Here is a 24058-nt window from a genome sequence, read left to right as displayed (position 1 = left end):
GCTCCTCAGTGGGATCGGCGGTAGAAGGGCAGGGCGACCACGCGGACCGGCTCGCGGCGGCCGCGGATGTCGACGGCGAGTTCGGTGTCCGGCGCGGACACCTCGGGGCTCACGTAGGCCATCGCGACCGGCACGCCCAGGGTGGGTGACGGGGCACCGGAGGTGACGGAGCCGATCACCGGCGCGTCGTCGGCGGTGGAGGTGACCACCGGGTACCCGTGCCGGGCGGCGCGGCGGCCGGAGCCGACCAGACCGACCAGCACCCGGGACGGCGTGGCGTGCGCTCGGGACGCCAACGCCTCGCGACCGACGAACGGCCCCGGCTTGTCCAGCTTCACCACCCGGCCGAGCCCGGCGTCGTGCGGTGCGGTGGTGCGGTCCAGCTCGTTGCCGTACAGCGGCATCCCGGCCTCCAGGCGGAGGCTGTCCCGCGCTGCCAGACCGGCGGGCACCAGGCCGTGCGGCTGACCGGCGGCCAGGATCGTCCGCCACAGCCCGGGGGCCTCGGCGGCCGGGACGAACAGCTCGAAGCCGTCCTCCCCGGTGTACCCGGTCCGGGCCACCAGCGCCGCGACCCCACCCACGGTCGCGGACGTCGAGGCGTAGTACTTCAGCTCGCGGACCGCGTCGGCGGCGGCGGGATCGGTCAGGCCGACCACGATCTCCGCGGCGGCCGGGCCTTGGACCGCGATCAGCGCGGTGTCCAGCGAACGGTCGGTCAGCACCGCGTCGAACCCGTCCGACCGGGCGGCGAGCTCCTGCGCGACCACGGCGACGTTCGACGCGTTGGCGACCACCAGGTACGACTCGTCGCCGAGCCGGTAGACGATCAGGTCGTCGATGATCCCGCCGTCCTCGGCCACGATCATCGTGTACCGGGCCCGCCCCACGGCCAGCGCGGTCAGGTTGCCGACCAGGGCGTGGTCGAGGGCGGCACCAGCACCCGGACCGTCCAGGTGCAGCTCGCCCATGTGCGACAGGTCGAACAGCCCGGCCGCCGAGCGTACCGCCTGGTGTTCGGCCAGATCGGAGCTGTACCGCAGCGGCATCGACCACCCGGCGAACGGCACCAGGGTGGCGCCGAGCGCGACGTGCTCGGCGTGCAGCGGCGACTCGATGGTCGGGGCGTCGTCGTTCACAGGGTGGCTCCTTCGGCGTAGGCCTCGATCGGCGGGCAGGCACAGATCAGGTTGCGGTCACCGCGCGCGCCGTCGATCCGACGCACCGGCGGCCAGTACTTCCCGCCCCGGAGCGCGGCCACCGGGAAGGCCGCCAGCTCACGGCCGTAGGGGTGCTCCCAGACGTCGGCGGTGACCAACGCGGCGGTGTGCGGGGCGTTCCGCAGCGGCGAGTCGGCGAGCGGCCAACGCCCGGCGGCCACCGCGTCGATCTCGCCCCGGATCGCCACCATCGCGTCGACGAACCGGTCCAGCTCGGCCAGGTCCTCGCTCTCGGTCGGCTCCACCATCAGGGTCCCGGCGACCGGGAAGGACAGGGTCGGCGCGTGGAAGCCGTAGTCCATCAGCCGCTTCGCCACGTCCTCGGCGGTCACGCCGGTCTCCTTGGTGATGCCGCGCAGGTCGAGGATGCACTCGTGCGCGACCAGCCCGGCCGGGCCGGTGTAGAGCACCGGGAAGTGGTCGGTGAGGCGGGCCGCCAGGTAGTTGGCCGAGGCGACCGCCGTCTGGGTGGCCCGGCGCAGACCGTCGGCGCCCATCAGCGCGACGTAGGCCCAGCTGATCGGCAGGATGCCCGCCGACCCGAACGGTGCCGCGGACACCGCCGGTGCGCCGGTCACGCCGAGGTCCAGCGAGGGCAGGTGCGGGATCAGGTGCTCGGCGACCCCGATCGGCCCGGCGCCCGGACCGCCACCACCGTGGGGGATGCAGAAGGTCTTGTGCAGGTTCAGGTGCGAGACGTCGCCGCCGAACTCCCCCGGTCGGGCCAGGCCGACCAGCGCGTTCAGGTTCGCGCCGTCGATGTACACCTGCCCGCCGGCGGCGTGCACCAGGTCGCAGACGGTACGGACGTCCTGCTCGTAGACGCCGTGGGTGGAGGGATAGGTGATCATGATCGCCGCGACCTCCTGACCGTGCTGGTCCAGCTTGGCCCGCAGGTCGTCGAGCAGGATCGCGCCGTCCTCGGCGGTGGCGACCACGACCACCCGCATCCCGGCCAGGGCGGCGGAGGCGGCATTCGTGCCGTGCGCCGACGCGGGGATCAGGCAGATGTCCCGCACCGGGGCACCCTCGGCCCGGTTGGCCTCGTGGAAGCCGCGGATCGCCAACAGCCCGGCGAACTCGCCCTGCGCGCCGGAGTTCGGCTGCACCGACACCGCCGCGTAGCCGGTGATCTCGGCCAGCCAGCCGGAGAGGTCGTCGATCAGTTCGGCGTACCCGGCTGCCTGGTCGGCGGGGACGAAGGGGTGCAGCCCGGCGAACTCCGGCCAGCTGATCGACTCCATCTCCACCGTCGCGTTCAGCTTCATCGTGCAGGAGCCGAGCGGGATCATCGTGCGGTCCAGCGCCAGGTCCTTGTCGGACAGCGACCGCAGGTAGCGCAGCATGGCGGTCTCGCTGCGGTGGGTGTGGAACACCGGGTGGGTCAGGTACGACGACGTGCGGGCCAGCGCGGCCGGGATCACCGAGGCCGACGACTCGACCCGCGTGGCGTCGAAGGCGGCCAGCACCGCGTCGACGTGGGCCGCGGTGGTGACCTCGTCGCAGGCGATCTGCACGTGGTCGGCGTCGGGGGCGTAGAGGTTGATCCCCCGCTCCAGCGCCGCCGCCAGCACCGCGGCCGACCGCCCCGGCACCACGGCCCGCACGGTGTCGAAGAAGGTCGCGTGCTCCACCTCGACCCCGGCGGCACGCAGGCCCTCGGCGACCGACACCGCGTGGCCGTGCACCCGCTCGGCGATCGCCCGCAGCCCGTCCGGGCCGTGATAGACCGCGTACATCGAGGCTACGATCGCCAGCAGGGCCTGCGCGGTGCAGATGTTGCTGGTCGCCTTCTCCCGGCGGATGTGCTGCTCGCGGGTCTGCAACGCCAGCCGGTAGGCGACGGCCCCGTCGGCGTCGATGGACACCCCGACCAGTCGGCCCGGCAGCATCCGCTCCAACCCGGTGCGCACCGCCATGTACGCGGCGTGCGGCCCGCCGTAGAACAGCGGCACCCCGAAGCGCTGCGACGACCCGACCGCGATGTCGGCGCCCAGTTCGCCGGGCGGGGTCAGCAGGGTGAGCGACAGCAGATCGGCGGCCACCGTGACCAGCGCGTTCCGCTCCTTGGCGGCGGCGATCAGCGGGGCGATGTCCCGGACGGCACCCGAGGCGCCCGGCGCCTGGATCACGACGCCGATCAGGTCCTCGTCCAGCTCCGGCAGTCCGTCGGTCAGGTCGGCGACCACCAGGCCCAGCCCGGCCGCCAGCGCCCGGCCCTCGGTCACCGCGCGGGTCTGCGGCAGGCAGTCGGCGTCCAGCACCACGACCCCGGTGCGACCCTTCGCCGCGCGGTGCATCAGCGCCATCGACTCGGCGACGGCGGTGGCCTCGTCCAGCAGCGACGCGTTCGCCACCGGCAGCGCTGTCAGGTCGGCGACCACGGTCTGGAAGTTCAGCAGCGCCTCCAACCGGCCCTGACTGATCTCCGGCTGGTACGGCGTGTAGGCGGTGTACCAGGCCGGGGACTCCAGCACGTTCCGCCGGATCACCGGCGGCGTCACGGTGTCCGAGTAGCCCAACCCGATCATCTGGGTGCGCACGGTGTTCTTGGCCGCGAGCGCCCGCAGGTCGGCCAGCACCTCGGACTCGGTGCGTGCGGCCGGCAGGTCCAGCGGCCGGGCGGTCCGGATCGAGGCGGGCACCGCGGCGTCAGTGAGCGCGTCCAGGTCGACGTAGGTGCCGGTCGATGACAGTGCCGCGAGCAGTGCCGCGGCGTCGGTGCGACGGGGACCGATGTGCCGGTCGGCGAAGTCGTCCAGAGGGAAGGTCACGCGGCTGCTCCAGGGAGGGACGGGCGGGTGGCGTCCTCCCCGCTCTGTCATCCGCGCCCGCGGGCACGACCTGAGAGTTTTGCCGGTCCGCCGTGGCCCGCGAGGGCCCGGGGCGCGCCGACTTGCACCGTCGGTGGACCGGTCGGTGACCGGTCGCTTTCCAGAGTTGCCTGGCCGTGGCGGTACGGGTGCCTGAGAGATTCCCGGGGAGGGTTTGCTCCTTCGGCGCCACCAGCGGGTGATCTCTCCCGCCACGGTTCGAGCAGCGTGTGAAGTTGTGAACTGCGGCACAGCCTAACCGGCCCCGGCGGGAAGCGTCAGACCTCTCGGGTCATGAACACACTGAGCGGGTCCGGTCGGTAGTCGGCGAAGGGCGCGCACTCGACGAATCCGTGCCGGGCGTACAGCCGCCGGGCCGGGGCGAACTGGTCCTCGGCACCGGTCTCCAGGCTGAGCCGCCGCATTCCGCGGGCGTCGGCCAGCTCGATCAGGTGGGTGAGCACCGCCGCCCCGATCCCCCGGCCACGGGCCGCCACCGTGGTCCGCATGGACTTCAGCTCACCGTGACCGTCGCCCAGGTCCTTCAACGCCCCGCAGCCGAGCAGCAGCGTGCCCACCCAGGCGGTCACCATCGTGACCGAGGGGTGGCGGAGCTGGTCGACGTCCAGGGCGTGCACCGACTCCGGCGGGCTGCCCGCCCGCATGTCGGACAGGTGCTCGGCCAGCAGGACGTGCACGGCGGGCCGGGTCAGGTCGTCGACCTCGATGGTCAGGTCGCCGGTCATGCCACCACCTCGCGCACCCGCACCGTGCGGACCGCCTGCAACCGCTGCACCGTGCGGGTGAGCAGGCGCTGACGGCGCTCGGTGGCGGAGAAGGTGACCGCCACGTCGCCCGCCCCGTCGTGCGCCTCGGCGGTGTTCAGCGAATCGAAGGACACCCCGCGGCTGGCGAACACACTGGCCAGGGCCATCAGGGTGCCGGTGCGGTCGTCGCCGGTCAGCTCCATGTTCCAGCGCCGCTCGGGACCGTGGGCCGGCAGACCGGTGGTCGCCCGCGGACTCCCGGCGTCCCAGCGGTCCACGGCGCCGCCACCGGGCACCCCGCCGTCCCGGCCCAGCCCCCACGGGGTGAGCAGCCCGTCGATCCGGTCGGCGGTGGCCAGCAGGCGGCGCGCCTCGTCCGGCGCCGGTTCGTCCAGGATCACCCGGGTCCAGCCCTCCGGACCGAGCACCAGCGGCACGCCGAGCACCCCGCGCAGCGGTTGTCCGGCCACCTCGACCTCGCCGTCCAGCGCCACCTGGCCGGCGACCACGATCTCCCGGCCGTCCAGCACGGTGTCCACCAGGTCGACCGTCGCCGCGGCGGTGCCGGAGGCGGTCTTGGCACCCGACTGGTGGGTCAGCCACGGCCGCGCGGCGGCACGCAGATCCGGCGGCCAGCTCTCGACCAGGTCGAAGGCCCGCTCCGGGTGATCGGCCATCAGCCCGGCGACCTGCGCCTGGGCCGCGACGATCTCCGCACCGAAGTCGTCCAGGGTGCGACCGCCCCGCAGTCCGGCCACCGCCCGGGCGCGTTCCTCCGCGTCCAGCCCGCTGATCCGCACCGTCGACCACAGCGGCACCAGGTCGTCCCCGTGCTGCCCGGTCACGAATCCGCCGACCCGGTGCCGGCGCAGGCCGAGGGCGACCGCGATCTCGCGCCGGAACCGGAGGGTGTCCAACCAGGCACCCATCCCGATCACCCGGTGCCGACCCAGCTCCGCGGCCACGGTGGCCACGGCCAGCTCGACCGGGTTCGACACCACGATCACGACCTCGTGGCCGGAACCGTGCTCGGCGATCGCCCGGGCGTAGGAGGCGAAGACCTCGTGGTTCTCCGCCGCCAGACCCGACCGGTCGGCCACCGCCCCGGCACGGGCGGGCGCCGTCCGACCGGCGGCCAGCACGATCACATCGGCGACCACGTCCGCCGGGTCCAGGGCCACGTCGATCAGCGGCGCGTGCTCGTCGTAGGCGTCGATCAGGTCGGCGCGCAGCCCGAAGGACGCCCGACCGGAGGATCCACCGGGTCGACCGACCAGCTGCAACCGGGAGGTCGTCGGCAGCACCCGCCGTTCGATCAACTGGGCGCAGACCTGCCGCCCCACATCACCTGTCGCACCCAGCACCGCCACGTCCACGACGCAGCAGGCTAGGCCACCGATGTGTCCGGCGCGTGTCGGGTCGACTCAGTCGAAGTCGAAGAGGTCCTCCAGCCACGACTCGCGGCGCTTGCGCTTCTTGCCGTAGGGCTGGCGTGGGTCCCCGTACCGGGGGTCGGCGGCGCGGGGGTCGCCGTAGCGCGGGTCCGGGTAGCCCCGGTCGTCGCGGTACTGCGGCTCGCGGTAGCCGGTGTCGTAGCCGCCACGGGGGTCCGGTGCCCGGCGCGGATCGGCGGCGTAGCCCGGGTCCGGCGCGTACCGCGGATCGGCCAGGCGCGGGTCGGCGGCGGGCATCGGCGGATCGAGCGGTGAGACCGGCGTGCTGGCGACCCGTTCCAGGATCTTGTCCAGCTCACCGCGGTCCAGCCAGATGCCCCGGCAGGACGGGCAGTAGTCGATCTCCACGCCCTGGCGCTCGGACATCACCAGCTCGGCCCCGTCGGTGGGACACCTCATGTCGCGCTCCTCTGCTCGGGCTGTGCGTGGTCAACGACCGGCGGCGGGGCCCGGTTCCAGCGTCACAGCGTCTGCTGCCAGGCCACGATCCGGTCCACCGCCTCCGCGACCACCGACGGCGAGGACGCGAAGGACAGCCGCACCCAGTCCTCCCCGTGCGCCGGGTCGAAGTCGGTCCCCGGGGTCAGGGCCACCCCCGCCTCGTCCAGCGCCCGGGCACACCAGTCTGGCGACCGCAGGCCGGTGGCCGAGACGTCCGCGTACACGTAGAACGCCCCGTCGGCCGGTGCCACCCGCGACCAGCCGAGCTCCGGCAGGCGGTCCAGCACCAGGCGACGACTCTGGGCGTACTGCGCGACGTTCGCCCGCGCCGCGGCGTAGCCCTCGGGGCTGAACGCCGCCACCCCGGCGTGCTGGGCGAGGGCGGGCGGACACAGGGCGACGTTCCCGGCGAGCGCGTCCACCGGCGCCGCCAGATCCTCCGGCAGCAGCAACCATCCCAGCCGCCAGCCGGTCATCGCCCAGTACTTGCTGAACGAGTTCACCACCACCGCGTCCGGTGAGGCCGCCACGGTCGCCGCGCCCGGGCCGTCCGTCGCCGGGTAGGTGATGCCGTGGTAGATCTCGTCGGAGATCAGCCGCACCCCGTGCTCGGAGCACCAGGCCGTCAGCTCCGCGAGCGCCGTCGGGTCGATCAGGGTGCCGGTGGGATTCGCCGGTCCCGCCACGATCAGGCCGTCCACCGGGGGGTCGAGCGCCGCCAGCATCTCCACCGTCGGCTGGTACCGGGTCTGGGGACCACAGTCCAGGTCGACGACCTCGCAGCCCAGCGCGGCCAGGATGTTCGCGTAGGCCGGATACCCCGGCCGGGCCAGCGCGACCCGGTCGCCGACATCGAAGGCCGCCAGGAACGCGAGCATGAAGCCACCCGAGGAGCCGGTGGTCACCGCCACCCGCGCCGGGTCGACCTCCACGTCGTACCAGCGGCGGTAGTGCCCGGCGATCGCCTCCCGCAGCGCGGGCGAGCCCATCGACTCGGTGTAGCCCAGGTCGCCGCCCGCGAGCAGTTCGGCCGCGCGCTGCCGCACCACCTCGGACGCGCCGGTCGACGGCTCACCGGCGCACAGGTTCAGCACCGACGCCCCGGCTGCCCGCCGGGCATTGGCCGCCGCCAGGATGTCCATCACGGCGAACGGCGGGACGTGCGAACGCTGGGAGACCTTCATCGGACCATCGTGCCGTCGCGCAGCGTGCGGCGCAGCATCCGGCGGCCGTCCTCGGCGAACTCCGGTGCCCCGACATCGGTCGCCCACACCACGGTCGCCACCCCCTGGTACACGTTCTCCGCCCACCACCCCGGCAGGCCCCACGGCTCGGGCGCGCCGAGCCCGGCCAGCAGCGCCTCCGGCCGCGGATCGCCGGGCGGGTACCGGTGCAGCACCCGGACCAGATCGGTGTAGGCCGGACGCCTGCCGTACCGCCCGAAGTCGATCAGCCGGACCGCGGGCCGCCCGTCGCCGACCAGCCAGTTCCGGGGCTGCATGTCCCCGTGGGTCGGCACCACCGGTTCGGGGTCCGGCCGCACCCGGTCCACGGCCGCGGCCACCCGCTCGGCCAGCGCGGGGTCCAGCAACGGGGTCACCCGGGGCAGCAGCCGGCGCAGCCGGGCCAGTCGATCCTCCGGGTAGTCGGCGGTGAGCAGGGGCGCCGCCGTGGCGTGCACCCGGGCGAGTAAGCGACCCGCCGCGTGGAACACGCCGGGATCGTCCTCGGCGGGACTGTCCTGCACGAGGGACCCCGGCTGGTAGCGCAGCGCCAGGACGCGGTGCTCCGCCGATCCGTCGATCAGCACCGGCAGTCCCTCGCCGCTCACCTCGCGCCCGGCGGTCAGCTCCCGGGCGATGTGGTGCCCGGTCACCTCGCCGCCGATCTTCACCACGGCGTCCACGGTCGCCGACCGCAGGTGCAGCACCCGGGTGAGCGCCTCGGGCCAGCTCAGGTCCTCGATCAGCGTGGCACCCGGCAGCCACTGCTCGATCAGGCACCACGGCGGGGAAGGGGGCGGCACCAATCGACCCTCCTGTCACTGAGATGGCGGAGCCGACCAGCTTATTCGGCTGCTCCCACCAGCACCGGAGCGCCAGACTGCTGGGCATGGCGACAGTGCTGACGACCGGGCGACCGTGGCAGGTGATCAGCGTCTTCGCCGTCCCGCTGCTGGTCGGCAACCTGGTGCAGCAGCTCTATCAGGCATCGGACGCCGCCGTGGTCGGCCGGCACCTGGGCGTGACCTCGCTGGCAGCCGTGGGGGCGACGACCAGCCTGATCTTCCTCGCCATCGGCTGCGCCTGGGGGATGACCATCGGTTTCGCGATCCCCACCGCCCGTGCCTTCGGTGCCCGTGACCTGGAAGGTGTGCGCCGCTCGGTGGCCTGCGGGGTGATCCTGACCGGGGCGGTCAGCGTCGCGCTGACGGTGGCCGCACCGCTGCTGGCGGGTCCGGCGCTGGACCTGCTGCGTACCCCGGAGTCGCTGATGCCGGAGGCGGTGACCTACATCCGGGTCACGTTCCTGGGCACCGGCACGATGATGTTCTTCAACTACCTCACCGCCGTGATCCGGGCGATCGGCGACTCGCGCACCCCGCTGGTCTTCCTGGCGCTGTCCTGCCTGGTGAACATCGCGTTGGTCGTGGCGCTGGTCGGTGGCACCGACCTCGGGGTGGCCGGTGCGGCGCTGGCGACGGTGATCGCGCAGGGCGGGGCGGTGGCGCTCTGCGTGGGGTGGATCCGGCGGCGGATCCCGGTGCTGCGGGTGCGGGGCGGCGACTTCCGGGTCACTCGGGCGGAGCTGGCGGAGCACCTGCGGATCGGCGTCCCGATGGGTCTGCAGTCGTCGATCATCGCCATCGGGTCCATCGCGGTGCAGATCCGGCTGAACTCGCTCGGTCCGGACGCGGTGGCGGCGTACACGACGGCCGCGCGGGTCGACAACCTCGCGCTCACGCTGCTGAACTCGCTCGGCCTGGCGGTGTCGGTGTTCGTCGCCCAGAACAACGGCGGCGGCCGACCCGACCGCATCCGTCGGGGCGTGACGCAGGCATGGGGTCTCGCGGTGGGCGTCGCGGTGCTGCTCGCCGCGGTCGTCGTCCCGGCCGCCGGCGCGCTGATCCGGGTGTTCGTCGGCGCGGACCAGGAACAGGTGGTGCGGCTCGCCGCGTACGGGCTGCGGCTCGACGCGGTGTTCTACGCCATGCTCGGCACGCTGTACGTGCTCCGTGGCGCCCTCCAGGGTCTGGGCCGTACCGGCATCCCGATGATCACCGGGGGGATCGAGCTGGCGATGCGGTTGGGCAGTGCCATCGTGTTCGGCGGCCTGTTCGGTTACGTCGGTGTCGTGTGGGGCACCCCGCTGGCGTGGGCGGGCGCGGCGGTCCTGCTGGTCGTGAGCTGGCTGCGTGCGCACCGTCGCCTCGGAGGGCAGCCCGTCGTCCCGGTGCCGGACCCGGTCGAGGTGGCGGAGCGAGCCGAGGCCACGCGCTCCCGGTGAGGCCCCTGGGCGCCCGGCCGGCGTTGTCGGTGGTCAGGGCTATGGTCACCGCCATGCCCACCCTCCAGCGCCCCCGTGCCGTCCTCGACTACTCCGTGCGCCCGGGTGGTCCGGGCCCGGTGGTGGTGTCGGCCCACGGCCTGACCTCCAGCCGGGAGATGGCGGCCCGGGAGGGCCTGTTCGACTGGTCGGCGACCAGTGCCGGTGGCGACCTCGTGGAGTACGACGCGCGCGGGCACGGCCGGTCCACCGGGGAGCCGGTGCCCGCCGACTACACCTGGTCGGCGCTGGCCGGCGACCTGCTGGCGCTGGTGGACGTGGTGAGCCCGGACGCACCGGTGGACGCGATCGGCGCGTCGATGGGCACCGCCACGGTCCTGTGGGCGGCGGTGCTGCGGCCGGACCGGTTCCGTCGCTTGGTGCTGAGCATCCCGCCGACCGCCTGGGACACCCGGGCGGCACAGGCCGCCGCCTACCAGGAGGAGGCCCGATCGGTGGAGACGCACGGCATCGAACCCTGGGTGCGGGCCGCCGCGGCAGCACCGGGCCCCGCGGTGCTGGGCGACCTGAACTTCGACCCCGAGCCGTCGATCCCGGCCGAGCTGCTGCCGAGCGTGCTCCGCGGCGCGGGGGCCAGCGACCTGCCCGACCCCAGCCTGTTGGCCCGGCTCGACCATCCGGTGCTGCTGCTGCCCTGGACCACCGACCCGGGGCACCCGGTGTCGACCGCCGGGGCGCTGGCCCGGGTGCTGCCGCACGCGCGGCTGGAGGTGGCGGCGGACCTGACCGCAATCCACGGCTGGGGCGAGCGGGCGGCGGCATTCCTGGCGTGACCACTCCCGGGCCCGGCTGTGACCGACCCGTACGTCCGCTGTGCGCCAGACGGGTGAATTTCACCCGCCGCACCTGTTGACGGCGCGGGTCCGGCATGTCCCAGGGGTTCCCTGCCCGCGACCCGCCGGACATACTCGCCGGGCCGCTCGACGGGTCCCGTCCCGTCCCACGCACGGACGCGGGGCGGCCTGCGACGACGCGGGTGTGCGTGTCGCCCCCGCCGACGAGGGGGAACGACATGGGCGAGCAGACAGCGGAGCGCCGCACGGTGCACCGGCGAGTGCGCGGGGCCGTGGTGGCGGCCGTCCTGGCCGGTCTGGCGCTGGGCGCGGGTGTCACCCCCGTCATGGCTGCGGCCCCCGCCCCGGCCGCGCCCGCTGCACCCGAGCCGGGCCCCACGCGGGACGGCGTCCCGGTCGGTGCCGGCTCAGTCGCCGCCACCCCGCCCCCGGAGGTCGGCCAGGGCGTGCAGGACACGCTGAACCAGCACCTCTACCTGGACGCCTCCCTCGCGGGTCAGCCGGTGCCGACCAACTCCTGGTGGACGGACCTGCTGGTCAGCCGGTACTCCGGCGACCTGTGGGCCGACCCGCTGGTGGTCGCGAACGACAGCCGGGGCGCGATCGTGCGCTACCCGACCGACTTCAACGCCGACGGCACCGCGATGGTCCTGGACCACCCGGTCGTCGCGGGCGGATTGGCCGTGCCGCGGCCGGACGCGAGCGACCTGGTGCTGGCCGACTTCGAGGACGGTCTGCCCGACGGGTGGACCGCGACCGGTGACGCCTTCACCGCCGTCTCCGAGGGAACCTCGCCCGGGCAGTCGCCGGTCTCCGGCTTCCTGGGCCGGGGCCTGCTCAACTCCTTCACCCCGGCCGCCGGTGACGGTGCGACCGGAACGCTGACCTCCCCGGAGTTCACCGTGGACCGCGCCGCGCTGGCCGCGATGGTCGGCGGCGGCAACCGGCCCGGCCAGGAGGAACTGCGGCTGGTCGTCGACGGGGAGGTCGTGCTCAGCGCCACCGGCCAGGACTCCGAGACCCTGCGCTGGGTCACCTGGGACCTGACCCCGTGGCAGGGCCGCACCGCGCACCTGGAGGTGGTCGACTCCCTGACCGCCGGGTGGGCGCACGTGCTCGTCGACCACATCGTGCTGACCGACGTGCCCGACGGGGTCGGCGACCGGTTCGACCCGGTGTTCGCCGCCGACAGCGCCGTGGTCACCGGCTGGGGCGACTGGAACGTGAGCTGGCGGCTCGGCACCGAGGCCGATGCCACCGCCCCGCACATCGACGTCACCGCCGCCCGGGGCGTGCCCTACCTGTGGTTCGAGTACGACGGGGTCACCCCGACGCTCACCCTGGAAGCCGGCGCGCAGCTGACCGACGCGGCGGGCGAGCAGCTGACCTTCCCGGCCACCACCGACCGGTTCGTGGTCGAACAGGGCGGTCGGCGATTCGGGGTGCACGCCCCCGCCGGCACCACCTTCGAGCGCGCAGGCGATGTGGTCGTCGCCTCCGCCGGGACCCCGCACCTGGTGCTCAGCGCCCTGACCGAGGGTGCCGACCTGGACACGATGCAGACCACCGCCTTCGCTGTGGCGCGCGACACCCGGATGGACTACGCGCTGGACACCGCCGCCGGGACCGTCACCGAGACCTGGAGCCTGGACACCGAGCCGTTGGAGGGCACCGGCCGGGACACCGTGCAGGGCTGGCTGCCGCACCAGTACCGCCAGGCCGACCACGACCTCGCGTTCACCGGCGCCGAGTACCGGGTGCCCCGGGGCACCCTGCGGACCACCGTCGGGCACGGCGACTGGACCACCACCTACGCCTTCACCGGGCTGACCCCGGTCCCCGGCGTGGCAGCCGCGGCGGTCGACCCCGAGGTGCTGGCGACCATGACCGACTTCGTCACCGACTACGCGGCCAAGACCGGTTACGGCGGCGACACCTACTGGGGCGGCAAGGACGTGCTCCAGCTCGCCGAGTACATGCTGGTCGCCAAGCAGATCGGCGCCACCGAGCCCTACCAGGCGCTCAAGACGTCGCTGCGCACCGCGCTCACCGACTGGTTCACCTACACCGCCGGGGAGTCCGAGCACTTCTTCGCCCGGTACGACACCTGGCGCGCGCTGATCGGCTTCGCCGAGTCCTACGGCTCCTCGCAGTTCACCGACAACCACTTCCACTACGGCTACTTCACCGCGGCCGCCGCGATGCTGGCGATGGAGGACCCGGAGTGGGCGGCCGGGTACGGCGAGATCGCCGGGCTGGTGGCCGACCAGTACGGCAACGGCGACCGGAGCAACCCGGACTTCCCGTACCTGCGCACCTTCGACATCTGGGCCGGGCACTCCTACGCCGGTGGCTTCTCCTCCCCCGGCGGCAACAACCAGGAGTCGAGCAGCGAGGCGATCCAGTCCTGGGCGGGCCTGTACCTGCTGGGCGTCGCCCTGGGCGACCAGGAGATGCAGGCCACCGGCGCGATGGGCTACGTCACCGAGCGCGCCGCGGTCCGGGAGTACTGGCTGGACGTCACCGGCACCGTCTTCGACGCGGCGTACGACCACGCCACCACCGGCATCCTCTATGACAGCGGCCAGGCCTACGCCACCTACTTCTCCGGTGACCCGGCCTGGATCTACGGCATCCAGTGGATGCCCACCGGTCCGTGGCTGAACTACCTGGGCTGGGACCGCGAGCACGCGACCACCCTGTTGGACGAGATGCTGGCCGACCGGCCACGGGTCGTCGGCGAGGAGGGCACCCGGGGTGGCAACGCCGGTCGGGTGCAGATGTTCGCCAAGAAGTGGTGGGGCATCGGCACCTACGGCGACATCGACATCGACCAGGACCGGCCCGCCGCCCTGGAGGAGCTGAAGGCGGCGCTGCGCGAGGTGGAGAAGCACCACCCCGGCTACGCCACCGCCCGGGTCCCGGCCAACCCGTTCTACGACGCCGCGACCGACACCCTCTCCGTCCAGCCCGGTGCCGACGGCGGGTTGGTGTTCCCGGAGTCGTTCTGGACCCCGGACACCTTCCCGGCCGCCCTGGTGCCCGCGCAGTACTCCGAGCAGATGGTCGACCGGCAGCCCGCCGACTGGGACCCCGCCTCGCCGCTGCTGCCCTACCTGTCCACCGACTTCACCGTCGACCCGGCCGCGAACGACGCGCTGTACGCCTTCTCGGTCGCCGACTACCAGCCCGGCCGCGACACCGACCGCGCCGCCGACGTCTTCTCCGCGATGGGGGACGCGCTGGGCAACGTGGTGCTGGGCATGCTGGCCCAGTCACACCCGGACGTGTACGCCGACGTCTTCGCCGAGCTGCGCGCCCGGGGTGACGCGGTCGCCACGTCGGTGTCGATGGCCGGGCTGGTGTACGCCACCGGGGCCACGAACCTCGTGCTCGGCGCCGAGGCGCTGGACCGGCACGTCGACGCCCCGCTCGGGCAGGTGTACCGGGACGCCGACGGGACCTACACCTACGTGGTCACGAACCCGACCGACCAGCAGCAGGCGTACCCCGTCTACCAGGGCACCGAGCTGATCGGCACCCTGGACGTCCCGGCGCACACCCAGCTCGCCCACCGCGGTGACGCCGTGCTGACCCGGATCGTCGTCGGCCAGGAGGTGACCACCGTCGCGCCGGGGGCGACCACCCGCTTCACCGCCACCGGCTACGACCAGTACGGCGCCGTGGTGCCGATGCCGGAGCTGACCTGGTCGGTCGACGGGGGCGGCACAATCGACGCCGACGGCGGGTTCACCGCCACCACCCCCACCGACCGGGTCACCGTCACCGCCCGCAACGGCGAGGTCAGTGCCACCGCGACGGTCCGGGTGGACACCGCGCCGCGCCTGACCAGCCTCGCCCTGGCGCCGGGCTTCACCCGGGTCAAGGCGGGCACCCCGACCACCTTCACCGCCACCGGCCTCGACCAGTACGGCGACCCCACCCCGATCGACGGGGAGATCGCCTGGTCGACCACCGACGGCACCATCGACGGCGGCACCCTCACCGTGCCCGCCGCCGGTTCCGCCGCCGTGACCGCCACGGTCGGGGACGCCCGGGGCACGGCGGTCGTCGCCGTGGTCGACCCGGCCGCCGACCGTCGGGTCCCGGTCACCGCCACCGCCTCGTCCTCCCTCGGTGGCAACACCGCCGACCGGGCCGTCGACGGCGACCCGAGCACCCGGTGGGAGAGCCAGCACGGGATCGACGACGTCGACCTGGTGCTGGACCTCGGCGGCAGCTACGACCTGACCGGCGCGCACCTGCTGTGGGAGGGGGCAGCCGCCTCGTCCTACGCCGTGCAGACCGCCGACGCGGCCGACGGACCGTGGACCACGGTCAGCACCATCACCAAGAAGGACGCCTCCGCCGACGACCTCACCCTGGACACCACCACCCGGTTCCTGCGGATCCACGGGCTCGGTCGCCTCACCGCCTACGGCTACTCGCTGTGGGAGGTCGAGCTGACCGGCACCCGCGCCGCGGCGGAGATCACCCCGACCCGGCTGCTGCTCGCCCCGGACGGCACCGCGGTGCGCGCCGGCGCCGAGGTCGGGCTGACCGCCTACGCCTTCGACGACACCGGTGCCGGTGGCCCGGTCGACGCCGTGTGGTCGGCCACCGGGTCGGGCACCGTCGACACCGACGGCCGGTTCACCGCGGCCGACGCCCCCGGCACCGCGACCGTCACGGCCACGACCGCCGGGCTCACCGCCACCACCACGGTCACCGTGCTGGACAACGGCCAGCCGGTGGCCGATCCGGGATCCGCCGAGCCAGGCACCGTCCGGGACATCGCGGTCGGCAAGCCGGTCACCGCCTCCTCGGTGGAGAACGCCGGGCTGCGCGCCGGGAACGCGGTGGACGCCGACCCGGCCACCCGGTGGTCCAGCGCCGCCGCCGACGGTGAGTGGCTCGCCGTCGACCTGGGCGAGGTCGTCCCGGTGGACCACGTCGCACTGGACTGGGAACGGGCCGCGGCCGCGACCTACCGAGTCCAGACCCGCACCACCGACGATGCCCCGTGGCGGACCGTCACGGAGGTGACCGACGGCCGCGAGGGCCACGCCGAACACCCCATGGACGGCGTCAGCGCCCGGTACGTGCGGGTGGTCGCCGACAGCCGGACCACCCAGTACGGCGTCTCGTTGCACGCCTTCCAGGTGTGCTCCGCGCAGGGCCGACCGACCCCCGACCTGGCCCGGGGCGCGACCGCCACCTCCTCCGCCGACGAGTGGTCCGGCTTCGGACCGGCCAACGCCGTCGACGGCGACCCCGGCACCCGGTGGGCCAGCGCCTGGACCGACGACGCCTGGCTCGCGGTCGATCTGGGCCGCACCGAGCGCGTCCGCCAGGTCACCATCGCCTGGGAGGACGCCTACGCGGCCGCCTACGTGGTCGAGGGCCGCCCGGCCGGGTCGACCGACTGGGCACCGCTGGCGACGGTCGCCGACGGTGACGGCGGCACCGACGTCCTCGCCGTCGACGGCACGGTGCGCGAGCTGCGGGTGCGCGGCGTGCAGCGGTCGGGGGCGTACGGGTACTCGCTGTACTCGGTGGAGGTGCGCTGAGGGCGACGGACCAGCGTGCGACACAATCGAGGTGTCGGTGATCCGGGCTAGATGGACGACCTGATCAGCTACGGCCTGCATGTGAGGCGCCCATGACACCCGAAGACCGCGCTCCCGTGGCGCTGGGCGATGACTCGAGGACAGTCGCCAGATTCACCACCAGCACACACGACACCAGCGCTCGGCTGCTCCTCCCGATCCTGGGGCCGGACGACCACTCGACCTCGTCCTGGTCCAGTCTCTGCGAGCGCGCCGACCTACCGCTGACTCCGACCACCCGATGGTCCGAGATCCGCAGAGCCCTACCGCCCGCTCTGTCGGAACGTCTCGACCTGCCCCACGGGTGGTTGGCTCCCGCGATGACCGCCGTCCTGGTCGGAACACTCACCGCCGCGACCACCACCCCCGATTCGTGCTTCTTCTCGCTGTGGTTTCAGAACCAGTACGCCAGCGAAGGTGTTGAGCAGGAGAGCTACCCGCCCTCACTCGAAGCGCTTGCCGGCCCTTTCGCAGGGCAAGTGCTGCATACCGGCCCGCTGACCTGGCTGAGTGAGCGGATGCGCCCCGATCCGTGGTGGCACCGCAACCTGATGCCGGTGTTCACCGTGCCCGCAGACCGCAGGTTCCTGCTCGGCTGCCCGATCTACCACGACTCGATCTACATCTCATCGGACACCGCGCTCCTGGACGCCCTCCGTGCCGAAGGATTCGAGGTCCTCGACATCGACCGCGACGAGCCGCTACCCAGCGAAGGGGACTGACGCCCTCCCTGAGGACCGGTCGGCCCCTCAGGGACTCGTCTCTGGTCGGCGCTCCCTGGTCGGCTCGGCCTCCTCGCGGCCCCACTCCACGAGTGCGGGCACCGACCGTTCGTGGGACCACGCCGCACCCGCGGTGTGCGGGCGCCCGAGCAGGTCATCCTGCAGGGTGATGAAGTCCGGACCGTACGGTCGCAGGGTCTCAGCGAGCCGCTTTCCCCGGCCTCGGGCCCGCACGAAGGTCACGATGCCCGCGACCGGTAGCCCGATGGCCCAGACCAGTCCGACCCACTGCATCAGCTGCGGGGCGAACATGATCACCATCCAGACACCCGCGATCACCGCCACCGAGACGGTCCAGCCGATCCGACGCTTCACCGTGCCCCCTCTGCGCAGGTCCGCGACTCAGGCTAACCCGGCCGCGACCTGGGTGTCCGTCAGGCGCTCAGCGCCCGCCGCACGTGATCGACCACCCCGTCCGCGGCCGCCTCGATCTCGTCCAGGCAGTGCTCGAAGTTCTCCGGCCCGCCGTACCAGGGGTCGTCCACGTCCAGCAGGTGATCCGCCTCGCCGGGCACCACCCGCGGCGCCGCCGGGTCGAAGGAGCGGTACATCACCACCGGGGCGTCCGGGTCCAGGCGGCGCAGCGCCCGGGCGTGCTGCGACGTCATCGCCAGCACCAGGTCCCGCTGCGCCAGATCGCCCGCCGCCACCTGCCGTGCGGACCGCTGCGGCACCGGGTAGCCCCGGGCGGCGAGTGCGGTCCGGGCGCGGCGGTCGATCGGGTTGCCGTGCTCCTCGTCGCTGATCCCGGTGGAGTCGACCACCACGCGGTCCGCCAGCCCGGCACGTTCCAGGCGGTCGCGGAGCACCACCTCGGCCATCGGGGACCGGCAGATGTTCCCGGTGCAGACGGTCATGATCCGGTACGGCTCGGTCACGCTGTTCCTCTCCTCATGTCGCATGGCTGTCGGCCACCCTCCCCATGCTGCCGGTGCCAGTCGACCCGTGTCCTCTCGACGATCCGTCATCGCTCGCGTACGGGCGACGCCCAGCCAAGGCGACTACCGTCACCGGCATGGACGACCTGATCGTGGTGACCGGCGCCTCCGGCAGAGTGGGGCGACGACTGGCGGTGCGACTCGCGGCGGAGGGCGCGCATCAGCGCCTGGTGGTGCGGTCGGCGGACCGCGCCCCGCGCCTGCCCGGCACCGAGACCGAGGTGGCGATCAGCCCGGGGTACGCCGACGTCGACTCGATGCGGGCCGCGATGACCGGGGCGCGCACGCTGTTCCTGGTCTCCGGCCGGGAGGACGCCGACCGGGTGACCCAGCACCGGGCGGCGATCGACACCGCCGTCGATGCCGGGATCGAGCGGATCGTCTACCTGTCGTTCATGGGTGCGGCGCCGGATGCGACGTTCACCTTCGCCCGCGACCACTGGGCCACCGAGGAGCACATCCGCGCCTCCGGCCTGCACTTCACCTTCCTGCGGGACTGCCTGTACCACGACGCGATCGCGCACTTCGTCGGTGCGGACGACGTGCTGCGCGGCCCGGCCGGTGACGGGGTGGTCGCGGCCGTGTCGCACGACGACGTCGCGGATGTGGCGACGGTGGCGCTGCTCGCCGAGGACCGGCACGCCTTCGACGGTCAGACCTTCGACGTGACCGGACCGACGGCGTTCTCCCTGGCGGAGGCCGCGCAGGTGCTCAGCCGGGCCACGGGTCGGACCATCCGCTACCAGCCGGAGACCCTGGAGGAGGCGTATGCCTCCCGGGCCGGGTACGGGGCACCGCAGTGGGAGGTCGACGGGTGGGTGTCGTCCTATGCGGCGATCGCCGCCGGGGAGCTGGCCACGCCGTCGCCGACCGTGAAGCGGTTGACCGCCCGTCCGGCCCAGTCGTTCGCCGAATGGCTGGACCTGAACCCCGGCGACTGGGCGCACCTGCGCCGTTGAGCCGGGTCGTCCGGGTCACTCCCGGGCGGTCAGCACCACCGGACCGTCGAGGGTGATCGCGACGGTGTGCTCGGCGTGGGCGGCGTTCGCCCCGTCGGCGGTGCGGATCGTCCAGCCGTCCGGGTCCACCGTGTAGCCGTCGCCGCCCGCCATGAACCACGGCTCGATGGCGATCACCAGACCGGGGCGCAGTTTCAGGCCGGTGCCGCGCCGCCCGACGTTCGGCACGTGCGGCTCCTCGTGCATGCTGCGACCGACACCGTGCCCACCGAAGTCGGTGTTGATCCCGAAGCCCGCCGCCCGGCCGATCTCCCCGATCGCCGCGGAGATGTCACCCATCCGGTTGCCGGGTCGGGCCTGGGCGATCCCGGCCGCGAGCGCCTCGTCGGTGACCGCGATCAGGCGCTGTGCCTCCGGGTCGGGGGTGCCGAGCTGGAAGGTGAGCGCGGAGTCGGCGACCCACCCGTCGACCTCGGCGGCGAAGTCGATGCTCAGCACGTCCCCGTCGGCCAGCACCTGGTCCGACGGCAGGCCGTGCAGGGCGGCGTCGTTCACGCTGCTGCACAGCACCCCGGGATAGGGCATCGCGCCGAAGGAAGGGTGGTACCCCAGGTAGACCGAGTGCGCGCCCGCCTGGTCGATCATCGCGTGCGCGTGGGTGTCCAGGTCCCGGAGGGTCATCCCGACCTCGGCGACCTCGCGGAGGCTGGTGAGCACCGCGGCGACGAACCGCCCGGCCGCGCGCATCTGGTCGATCTCGGCCGGGGTCTTCAGTGCTGCCACGCGGACCACCCTCGCACATCCGGGCAGGCAACAGCCCGTGGGCCGGACCCTTGATCAGGGGGTCCTGCCGCGAGGGACGACTTCGCGGCTCCCACGGGCTGCGGTGACTGCCTGGGATTCGCCAGCTGCCCGCCCGATGCGGGGACCAGCGGATCGGGACAATCCGTCCGAGGTACTCGGGCGACTAGCGGACAGTCACCTCACGCGTCCAAGAAGACTTCATTTCTCGGATCACCTCCTTCCGGTGTGCGACGACGGTACGTCCGCCCGGATCGGGGTGCCAAGGGTTTTACCGGACGAATTCGGCCGCCTCGCGTTCCAGCAGGTAGCCGCGTCCGCGCACGGTCCTGATCGTCGGTGGGTGGTCGCGGCCGTCGCCGAGTTTCCGGCGCAGATTGGCGATGTGCACCTCCACCGCACGGTGCCCGGCACGCCCCGGTTCGGCTCCCACGGCGCGGGCCAGATCGTCCTTCGACACCACCGCGCTGGGCCGTCGACCGAGGGCGGCGAGCAGGTCGAACTCGCTGCGGGTCAGGTGCACCTCCCGGCCCCGGACGTGCACCCGCCGGGCGGCGAGGTCCACCAGCAGCGCGGGCATCCTCGAACGGTAGGTCGGTGCGCCGGAGGCGGCATCAGCAGCGGTCGAAGACGTACTCCCCGTCGTCCGGCGTGCTCAGGGCCCGGTCGCGCAGCACCGTCCTCGGCGGCAGGGCGGGGTCGGCGCACACCTGCTGCCAGCTGCCGGCGAGGTCGTCGGCGTACTCGATGTCGATCACCGCGTCGCCGTAGACATCGGTGTACCGGCCGCACTCGTCGTAGCGCTGGCACTCCTCGGCCACCACGAAGTCGAAGCCCGCCTCGTCCCGGCCCCGGGTGCCCAGTCCGGGGGCGTTCTTCTGCCCGACCGTCAGCCCGGCCTCGTGTCCGGCCGCGACCAGCAGGGTCGCCATCGCGACCGCGTCGTCCTCGGTCAATCGACCGTCCGACCGGGTCCAGGTGTCCAGGTTGTCCAGCTCCACCGCGTCGAAGCCCCGGTCGGCGCACTGGGCGATCACCGGGCCGAGCACCGCGGCGATCCCGGCGCGCCGCTCGTCGGTGGAGATGTCCAGCAGCAGCTCGTCCGGCCACCCCGGGTCGATCACCGGTGTGCCGTCCTGCGCCCGCAGCACCAGGTCGGGGTGCTGGTCGAGCCAGTCCTGGCTTTCGGTGGGCTGGGTCTGGAAGCCGTTCACGTAGCAGCCGGACCACAGCCCGTCCGCGGGGTCGTCGGTCGCGTCGCGCACCACCCCGACCACCCCGTCCGCCGGGTCGTAGCCGCCGCCGAGCTGGTAGTCGATCACGCCGCCGGTCGGCAACGGGCCCGAGGAACACCCGGCCAGACCCAGCGCCACGGCACCGAGCAGGACGGGGCCGAGCAGGGCGGGTCGGGTGCGCATGGCCCCAGTGGATCACGCCGGGTGCTAGCACCTGTCTCCCGGTGTCGATCTCTCCCGAATGCTCATCGCCGGTCGATCAGGGACGCGTTCAGACAGACGATGCCGGGATGACCCCCGCGCAGACGGGGGTAGACCGTGCACAGAGTGCGCACCACCGGGCGGCTGCGCCGACCCGTGGCCTGGGCAGCGGCGGCGACGCTGCTGGCCGTGATCCTGCCGGCCGTTCCGGCGACCGCGTCCGAGCTGGTCGGCACCGCGACCTTCTCCGGCGGTGAGCTGGTGGTCGGCAAGACCGCCACCTTCGACATCACCTGCGGTGGCATCCCGAACAGCCAGGGCGCCACCGTCCGCCTGATGCGCAGCAACAGCATCGTGCAGACCCAGACGCCGATGATGACCGCGGGCGGGGCCGAGAACGACATCTACACCGGCAAGGCCACCTTCGACCTGACGAACCAGGTGCCCGGCACCTACTACGTCCGGGTGGAGTGCAAGCTGCAGTACAACGGGTACCAGCCCTACCCGAACGCCAGCGGCGACTTCCAGATCCGGGCCGGTGCCGTGGCCAGCACGACGACGATCACCGCCTCCGCCGACCGGGTCGTGTCCGGTCAGCAGGTCACCTTCACCGCCACCGTCCCCGGTGCGGTCGACGGGTCGGTCGACTTCCGGGCCGGGGGCAGCTCGCTGGGCGTCGCGTCGCTGACCGGCGGACGGGCGACGATCGCCGTGCCGGTGACCGCCGAGACCACCGTGACCGCCGTGTACTCCGGCGGCACCGGTTACCTGGGGTCGACGTCGGCCTCCGGCGTCACCGTCGGGGTCATCACCGAGATCGCCGGGCCGGAAGGCTTCGGGATGGGCGGTCTGCCCACAGTCGGCAAGCCGTCGGTCGTCACCGTCATCGGGGACTGGACCCCGAGCATCGCCCAGGGCACCACCGAGAGCTACGAGTGGAGGGTCGGCCCCACCGTCGTCTCCCGCGAGAAGTCCTACACCCCGGTCGGCGCCGACTACGGCAAGCAGCTCACCCTGACCGTCACGGCCAGCCACCCGCAGCTCGGTTCGCTGCCGATGTCCATCACCCTGCCGGTCGGCGCCGGCGACGGCGTCCAGGGCTCGTTGACCCTGGGCGGGTCGGACGGCCACGACGCCACCCTTGGCACCCCGCTGGTCCCGCAGCCGCAGGGCTGGTCGCCCACCGCGACGCTGTCCTACGTCTGGTGGGTGAACGGCCAGGAGGTGTCGACCGCCTCGACCTACACCCCCACCGTCGCCGACCTGGGCAAGACCATCCGGGTGCGGGCCACCGCCACCGATCCCGGTCAGGCGACCCGTTCCGCGGACGTCTACGTCTGGAACGTGCTGACCGACCCGACGGTCACCGTGGGCTCGTCCACCATCACGCTGGGCGCCACCGCCACGGTGCCGGTCACGGTCGCCGGTCCGCAGGGCGGCCCGGTGCCGACCGGCGACGTCGCGGTCACCCTGACCCCGGCCGCCGGTGGCGCTCCGGTGTCGTTGGGTGCTGCCGTCGCGCTGGACGGTTCCGGCAAGGCCTCCGTCCGGGCGTCGGGGCTGGCCGCTGGTCGCTACACCGTCACCGCCGCCTACCTCCCGGCCTCCTACGGGATCTCCGCGGCGTCGACCTCGGTCGCCTCCGTGGGCGGGGACGCCAACCCGTACCGGAAGGCATCGGGCACCGGCGGCGTCATCGTCACCAAGCCGGTCCCGGCGATCACCGTCCCGGGCACCGTGCAGACCCCGGTCGCGAAGCCGGCCACCCTGAGCCTGACGGTCGCCGGCGACGCCCGGCCGCGCGAGTACGTGCTGCGCTCCGGTGACACCGAGCTGACCCGCGGTGCGGTGAACGCGATCGGCGCGACCACCATCACCATCCCTGTGCTGGCGCCGGGCACGCACACGCTGACCCTGGTGCTGCCGGAGACCGCGACCAGCGCGCAGGTCACCCGGACCATCGTCGTCACCGTGGCCGGTGAGCCCGACCGCACCGGGTCGACCCCGACCGCCAAGCTCGCCACCCCGAAGGCCGCCACGGTCCCGGGTCAGGCGATGGAGCTGGTCGCCGACGGGTTCCAGCCCGGGGAGACGGTGGCGTTCTTCGTGCACTCCGACCCGGTGTTCCTGGGCACCGCCGTCGCGGGCGCCGACGGCATCGCCCGGCTGATGGCGGTCATCCCGGCCGATCTGCCGGTGGGCTCGCACACTGTGGTGGCCACCGGTGGCACCTCGGGCCGGTGGGCCGAGCTGACGATCGACCTCGCGGTGCCCGGTGCCACGCCGACCGGTCCCTCGACCACCGTCGCGTCGAACCAGGTGCTCGCCACCACCGGTTCCGGTGCTGGTTCCGCCCTGCTGGGCGCCTGGCTGCTGCTCGCGGTCGGTGCCGGTCTGATGATCGTCGTCCGCCGGGTGCGGACGGTGCGCGGCGCGGCCTGAGAGGGGGCAGCGCACGCGTCGCCACGGGCGGGGGA

At 73.3% G+C, this 24058-nt stretch carries 18 protein-coding genes and 1 riboswitch; of the genes, 6 read left to right on the top strand and 12 right to left on the bottom strand.

What is annotated here, in order from left to right; genetic code table 11:
* Positions 1–5: 5 nt before the first annotated feature.
* The 7 genes from gcvT to HGK68_RS00360 all read right to left on the bottom strand — a co-directional run bounded on the left by gcvT (position 6) and on the right by HGK68_RS00360 (position 8721).
* The gene (gene gcvT / locus HGK68_RS00390; protein WP_169164181.1) at positions 6–1139 is read right to left on the bottom strand and encodes a glycine cleavage system aminomethyltransferase GcvT; all 1134 of its coding nucleotides are present in this window, start codon (positions 1137–1139) and stop codon (positions 6–8) included.
* On the bottom strand, positions 1136–4045 hold the full coding sequence (gene gcvP, locus HGK68_RS00385; protein WP_169164180.1) for an aminomethyl-transferring glycine dehydrogenase: 2910 nt from the start codon (positions 4043–4045) through the stop codon (positions 1136–1138). Before gcvP ends, gcvT begins: the two co-directional genes overlap by 4 nt.
* Positions 4046–4164: 119 nt before the next feature.
* Positions 4165–4255: riboswitch (glycine riboswitch) on the bottom strand.
* Between the two features lie 56 nt (positions 4256–4311).
* Positions 4312–4779 carry a GNAT family N-acetyltransferase gene (locus HGK68_RS00380; protein ID WP_169164179.1) on the bottom strand — a complete coding sequence of 156 codons (468 nt, stop codon included), beginning with the start codon at positions 4777–4779 and terminating at the stop codon, positions 4312–4314.
* A complete protein-coding gene (locus HGK68_RS00375; RefSeq protein ID WP_169164178.1) occupies positions 4776–6176 on the bottom strand; it encodes a lactate/malate family dehydrogenase in 1401 nt (466 codons plus the stop codon). Before HGK68_RS00375 ends, HGK68_RS00380 begins: the two co-directional genes overlap by 4 nt.
* Positions 6177–6224: 48 nt before the next feature.
* Positions 6225–6653 carry a TFIIB-type zinc ribbon-containing protein gene (locus tag HGK68_RS00370; RefSeq protein WP_169164177.1) on the bottom strand — a complete coding sequence of 143 codons (429 nt, stop codon included), beginning with the start codon at positions 6651–6653 and terminating at the stop codon, positions 6225–6227.
* 62 nt (positions 6654–6715) lie between these two features.
* A complete protein-coding gene (locus HGK68_RS00365) occupies positions 6716–7879 on the bottom strand; it encodes an aminotransferase class I/II-fold pyridoxal phosphate-dependent enzyme (protein ID WP_169164176.1) in 1164 nt (387 codons plus the stop codon).
* On the bottom strand, positions 7876–8721 hold the full coding sequence (locus tag HGK68_RS00360) for an aminoglycoside phosphotransferase family protein (protein WP_169164175.1): 846 nt from the start codon (positions 8719–8721) through the stop codon (positions 7876–7878). Before HGK68_RS00360 ends, HGK68_RS00365 begins: the two co-directional genes overlap by 4 nt.
* 86 nt (positions 8722–8807) lie before the next feature.
* Here HGK68_RS00360 and HGK68_RS00355 point away from each other — a divergent pair, with 86 nt between their 5' ends.
* The 4 genes from HGK68_RS00355 to HGK68_RS00340 all read left to right on the top strand — a co-directional run bounded on the left by HGK68_RS00355 (position 8808) and on the right by HGK68_RS00340 (position 17387).
* Entirely contained in the window at positions 8808–10202 is a 1395-nt protein-coding gene (locus tag HGK68_RS00355; RefSeq protein WP_169164174.1) for an MATE family efflux transporter, read from the top strand.
* Between the two features lie 53 nt (positions 10203–10255).
* Complete coding sequence (locus HGK68_RS00350; RefSeq protein WP_206155771.1) at positions 10256–11035, top strand: alpha/beta fold hydrolase; 780 nt, start codon at positions 10256–10258, stop codon at positions 11033–11035.
* 239 nt (positions 11036–11274) lie between these two features.
* Positions 11275–16626, top strand: coding sequence for a discoidin domain-containing protein (locus HGK68_RS00345; protein WP_169164173.1), 5352 nt, complete (start codon positions 11275–11277; stop codon positions 16624–16626).
* Positions 16627–16985: 359 nt separating this feature from the next.
* The gene (locus HGK68_RS00340) at positions 16986–17387 is read left to right on the top strand and encodes a hypothetical protein (protein ID WP_169164172.1); all 402 of its coding nucleotides are present in this window, start codon (positions 16986–16988) and stop codon (positions 17385–17387) included.
* 27 nt (positions 17388–17414) lie between these two features.
* Here HGK68_RS00340 and HGK68_RS00335 read toward each other — a convergent pair whose 3' ends face one another.
* On the bottom strand, positions 17415–17762 hold the full coding sequence (locus tag HGK68_RS00335) for a hypothetical protein (RefSeq protein ID WP_169164171.1): 348 nt from the start codon (positions 17760–17762) through the stop codon (positions 17415–17417).
* A 59-nt stretch (positions 17763–17821) separates the two neighbouring features.
* Positions 17822–18304 carry a low molecular weight protein-tyrosine-phosphatase gene (locus HGK68_RS00330; RefSeq protein WP_169166844.1) on the bottom strand — a complete coding sequence of 161 codons (483 nt, stop codon included), beginning with the start codon at positions 18302–18304 and terminating at the stop codon, positions 17822–17824.
* 158 nt (positions 18305–18462) lie between these two features.
* On the opposite strand from HGK68_RS00330, the gene HGK68_RS00325 reads away from it, so the two are divergent.
* Positions 18463–19344: an SDR family oxidoreductase gene (locus tag HGK68_RS00325; protein WP_169164170.1), complete on the top strand. Its 882-nt coding sequence runs from the start codon at positions 18463–18465 to the stop codon at positions 19342–19344.
* A 15-nt stretch (positions 19345–19359) separates the two neighbouring features.
* Here the strand turns inward: HGK68_RS00325 and map are convergent, their stop codons facing one another.
* The 3 genes from map to HGK68_RS00310 form a co-directional block, all read right to left on the bottom strand.
* Positions 19360–20127 (bottom strand): type I methionyl aminopeptidase, encoded by a 768-nt coding sequence (gene map / locus HGK68_RS00320; RefSeq protein ID WP_169164169.1) that lies wholly within the window; start codon positions 20125–20127, stop codon positions 19360–19362.
* A gap of 289 nt (positions 20128–20416) precedes the next feature.
* The gene (locus tag HGK68_RS00315) at positions 20417–20725 is read right to left on the bottom strand and encodes a winged helix-turn-helix domain-containing protein (protein ID WP_169164168.1); all 309 of its coding nucleotides are present in this window, start codon (positions 20723–20725) and stop codon (positions 20417–20419) included.
* Between the two features lie 34 nt (positions 20726–20759).
* A complete protein-coding gene (locus tag HGK68_RS00310; protein ID WP_169164167.1) occupies positions 20760–21563 on the bottom strand; it encodes an endo alpha-1,4 polygalactosaminidase in 804 nt (267 codons plus the stop codon).
* Positions 21564–21707: 144 nt separating this feature from the next.
* Here HGK68_RS00310 and HGK68_RS00305 point away from each other — a divergent pair, with 144 nt between their 5' ends.
* Positions 21708–24023 carry an Ig-like domain-containing protein gene (locus tag HGK68_RS00305; protein WP_169164166.1) on the top strand — a complete coding sequence of 772 codons (2316 nt, stop codon included), beginning with the start codon at positions 21708–21710 and terminating at the stop codon, positions 24021–24023.
* Positions 24024–24058: the final 35 nt, after the last annotated feature.

The organism is Cellulomonas taurus (genome assembly GCF_012931845.1).
GTDB classification, from domain to species: Bacteria; Actinomycetota; Actinomycetes; order Actinomycetales; family Cellulomonadaceae; genus Cellulomonas; species Cellulomonas taurus.
Note: the sequence above shows the minus strand (reverse complement) of the source record. Positions and strands in the feature narration are given on the sequence as shown.

Excerpts from the sequence above, each read along its gene's own strand:
- gcvP (WP_169164180.1), bottom strand. The coding sequence starts at position 4,045 with ATGACAGAGCGGGGAGGACGCCACCCGCCCGTCCCTCCCTGGAGCAGC.
- HGK68_RS00380 (WP_169164179.1), bottom strand. The coding sequence starts at position 4,779 with ATGACCGGCGACCTGACCATCGAGGTCGACGACCTGACCCGGCCCGCC.
- HGK68_RS00370 (WP_169164177.1), bottom strand. The coding sequence starts at position 6,653 with ATGAGGTGTCCCACCGACGGGGCCGAGCTGGTGATGTCCGAGCGCCAG.
- HGK68_RS00365 (WP_169164176.1), bottom strand. The coding sequence starts at position 7,879 with ATGAAGGTCTCCCAGCGTTCGCACGTCCCGCCGTTCGCCGTGATGGAC.
- HGK68_RS00355 (WP_169164174.1), top strand. The coding sequence starts at position 8,808 with ATGGCGACAGTGCTGACGACCGGGCGACCGTGGCAGGTGATCAGCGTC.
- HGK68_RS00350 (WP_206155771.1), top strand. The coding sequence starts at position 10,256 with ATGCCCACCCTCCAGCGCCCCCGTGCCGTCCTCGACTACTCCGTGCGC.
- HGK68_RS00345 (WP_169164173.1), top strand. The coding sequence starts at position 11,275 with ATGGGCGAGCAGACAGCGGAGCGCCGCACGGTGCACCGGCGAGTGCGC.
- HGK68_RS00340 (WP_169164172.1), top strand. The coding sequence starts at position 16,986 with ATGACCGCCGTCCTGGTCGGAACACTCACCGCCGCGACCACCACCCCC.
- HGK68_RS00330 (WP_169166844.1), bottom strand. The coding sequence starts at position 18,304 with ATGACCGTCTGCACCGGGAACATCTGCCGGTCCCCGATGGCCGAGGTG.
- HGK68_RS00325 (WP_169164170.1), top strand. The coding sequence starts at position 18,463 with ATGGACGACCTGATCGTGGTGACCGGCGCCTCCGGCAGAGTGGGGCGA.
- HGK68_RS00315 (WP_169164168.1), bottom strand. The coding sequence starts at position 20,725 with ATGCCCGCGCTGCTGGTGGACCTCGCCGCCCGGCGGGTGCACGTCCGG.
- HGK68_RS00310 (WP_169164167.1), bottom strand. The coding sequence starts at position 21,563 with ATGCGCACCCGACCCGCCCTGCTCGGCCCCGTCCTGCTCGGTGCCGTG.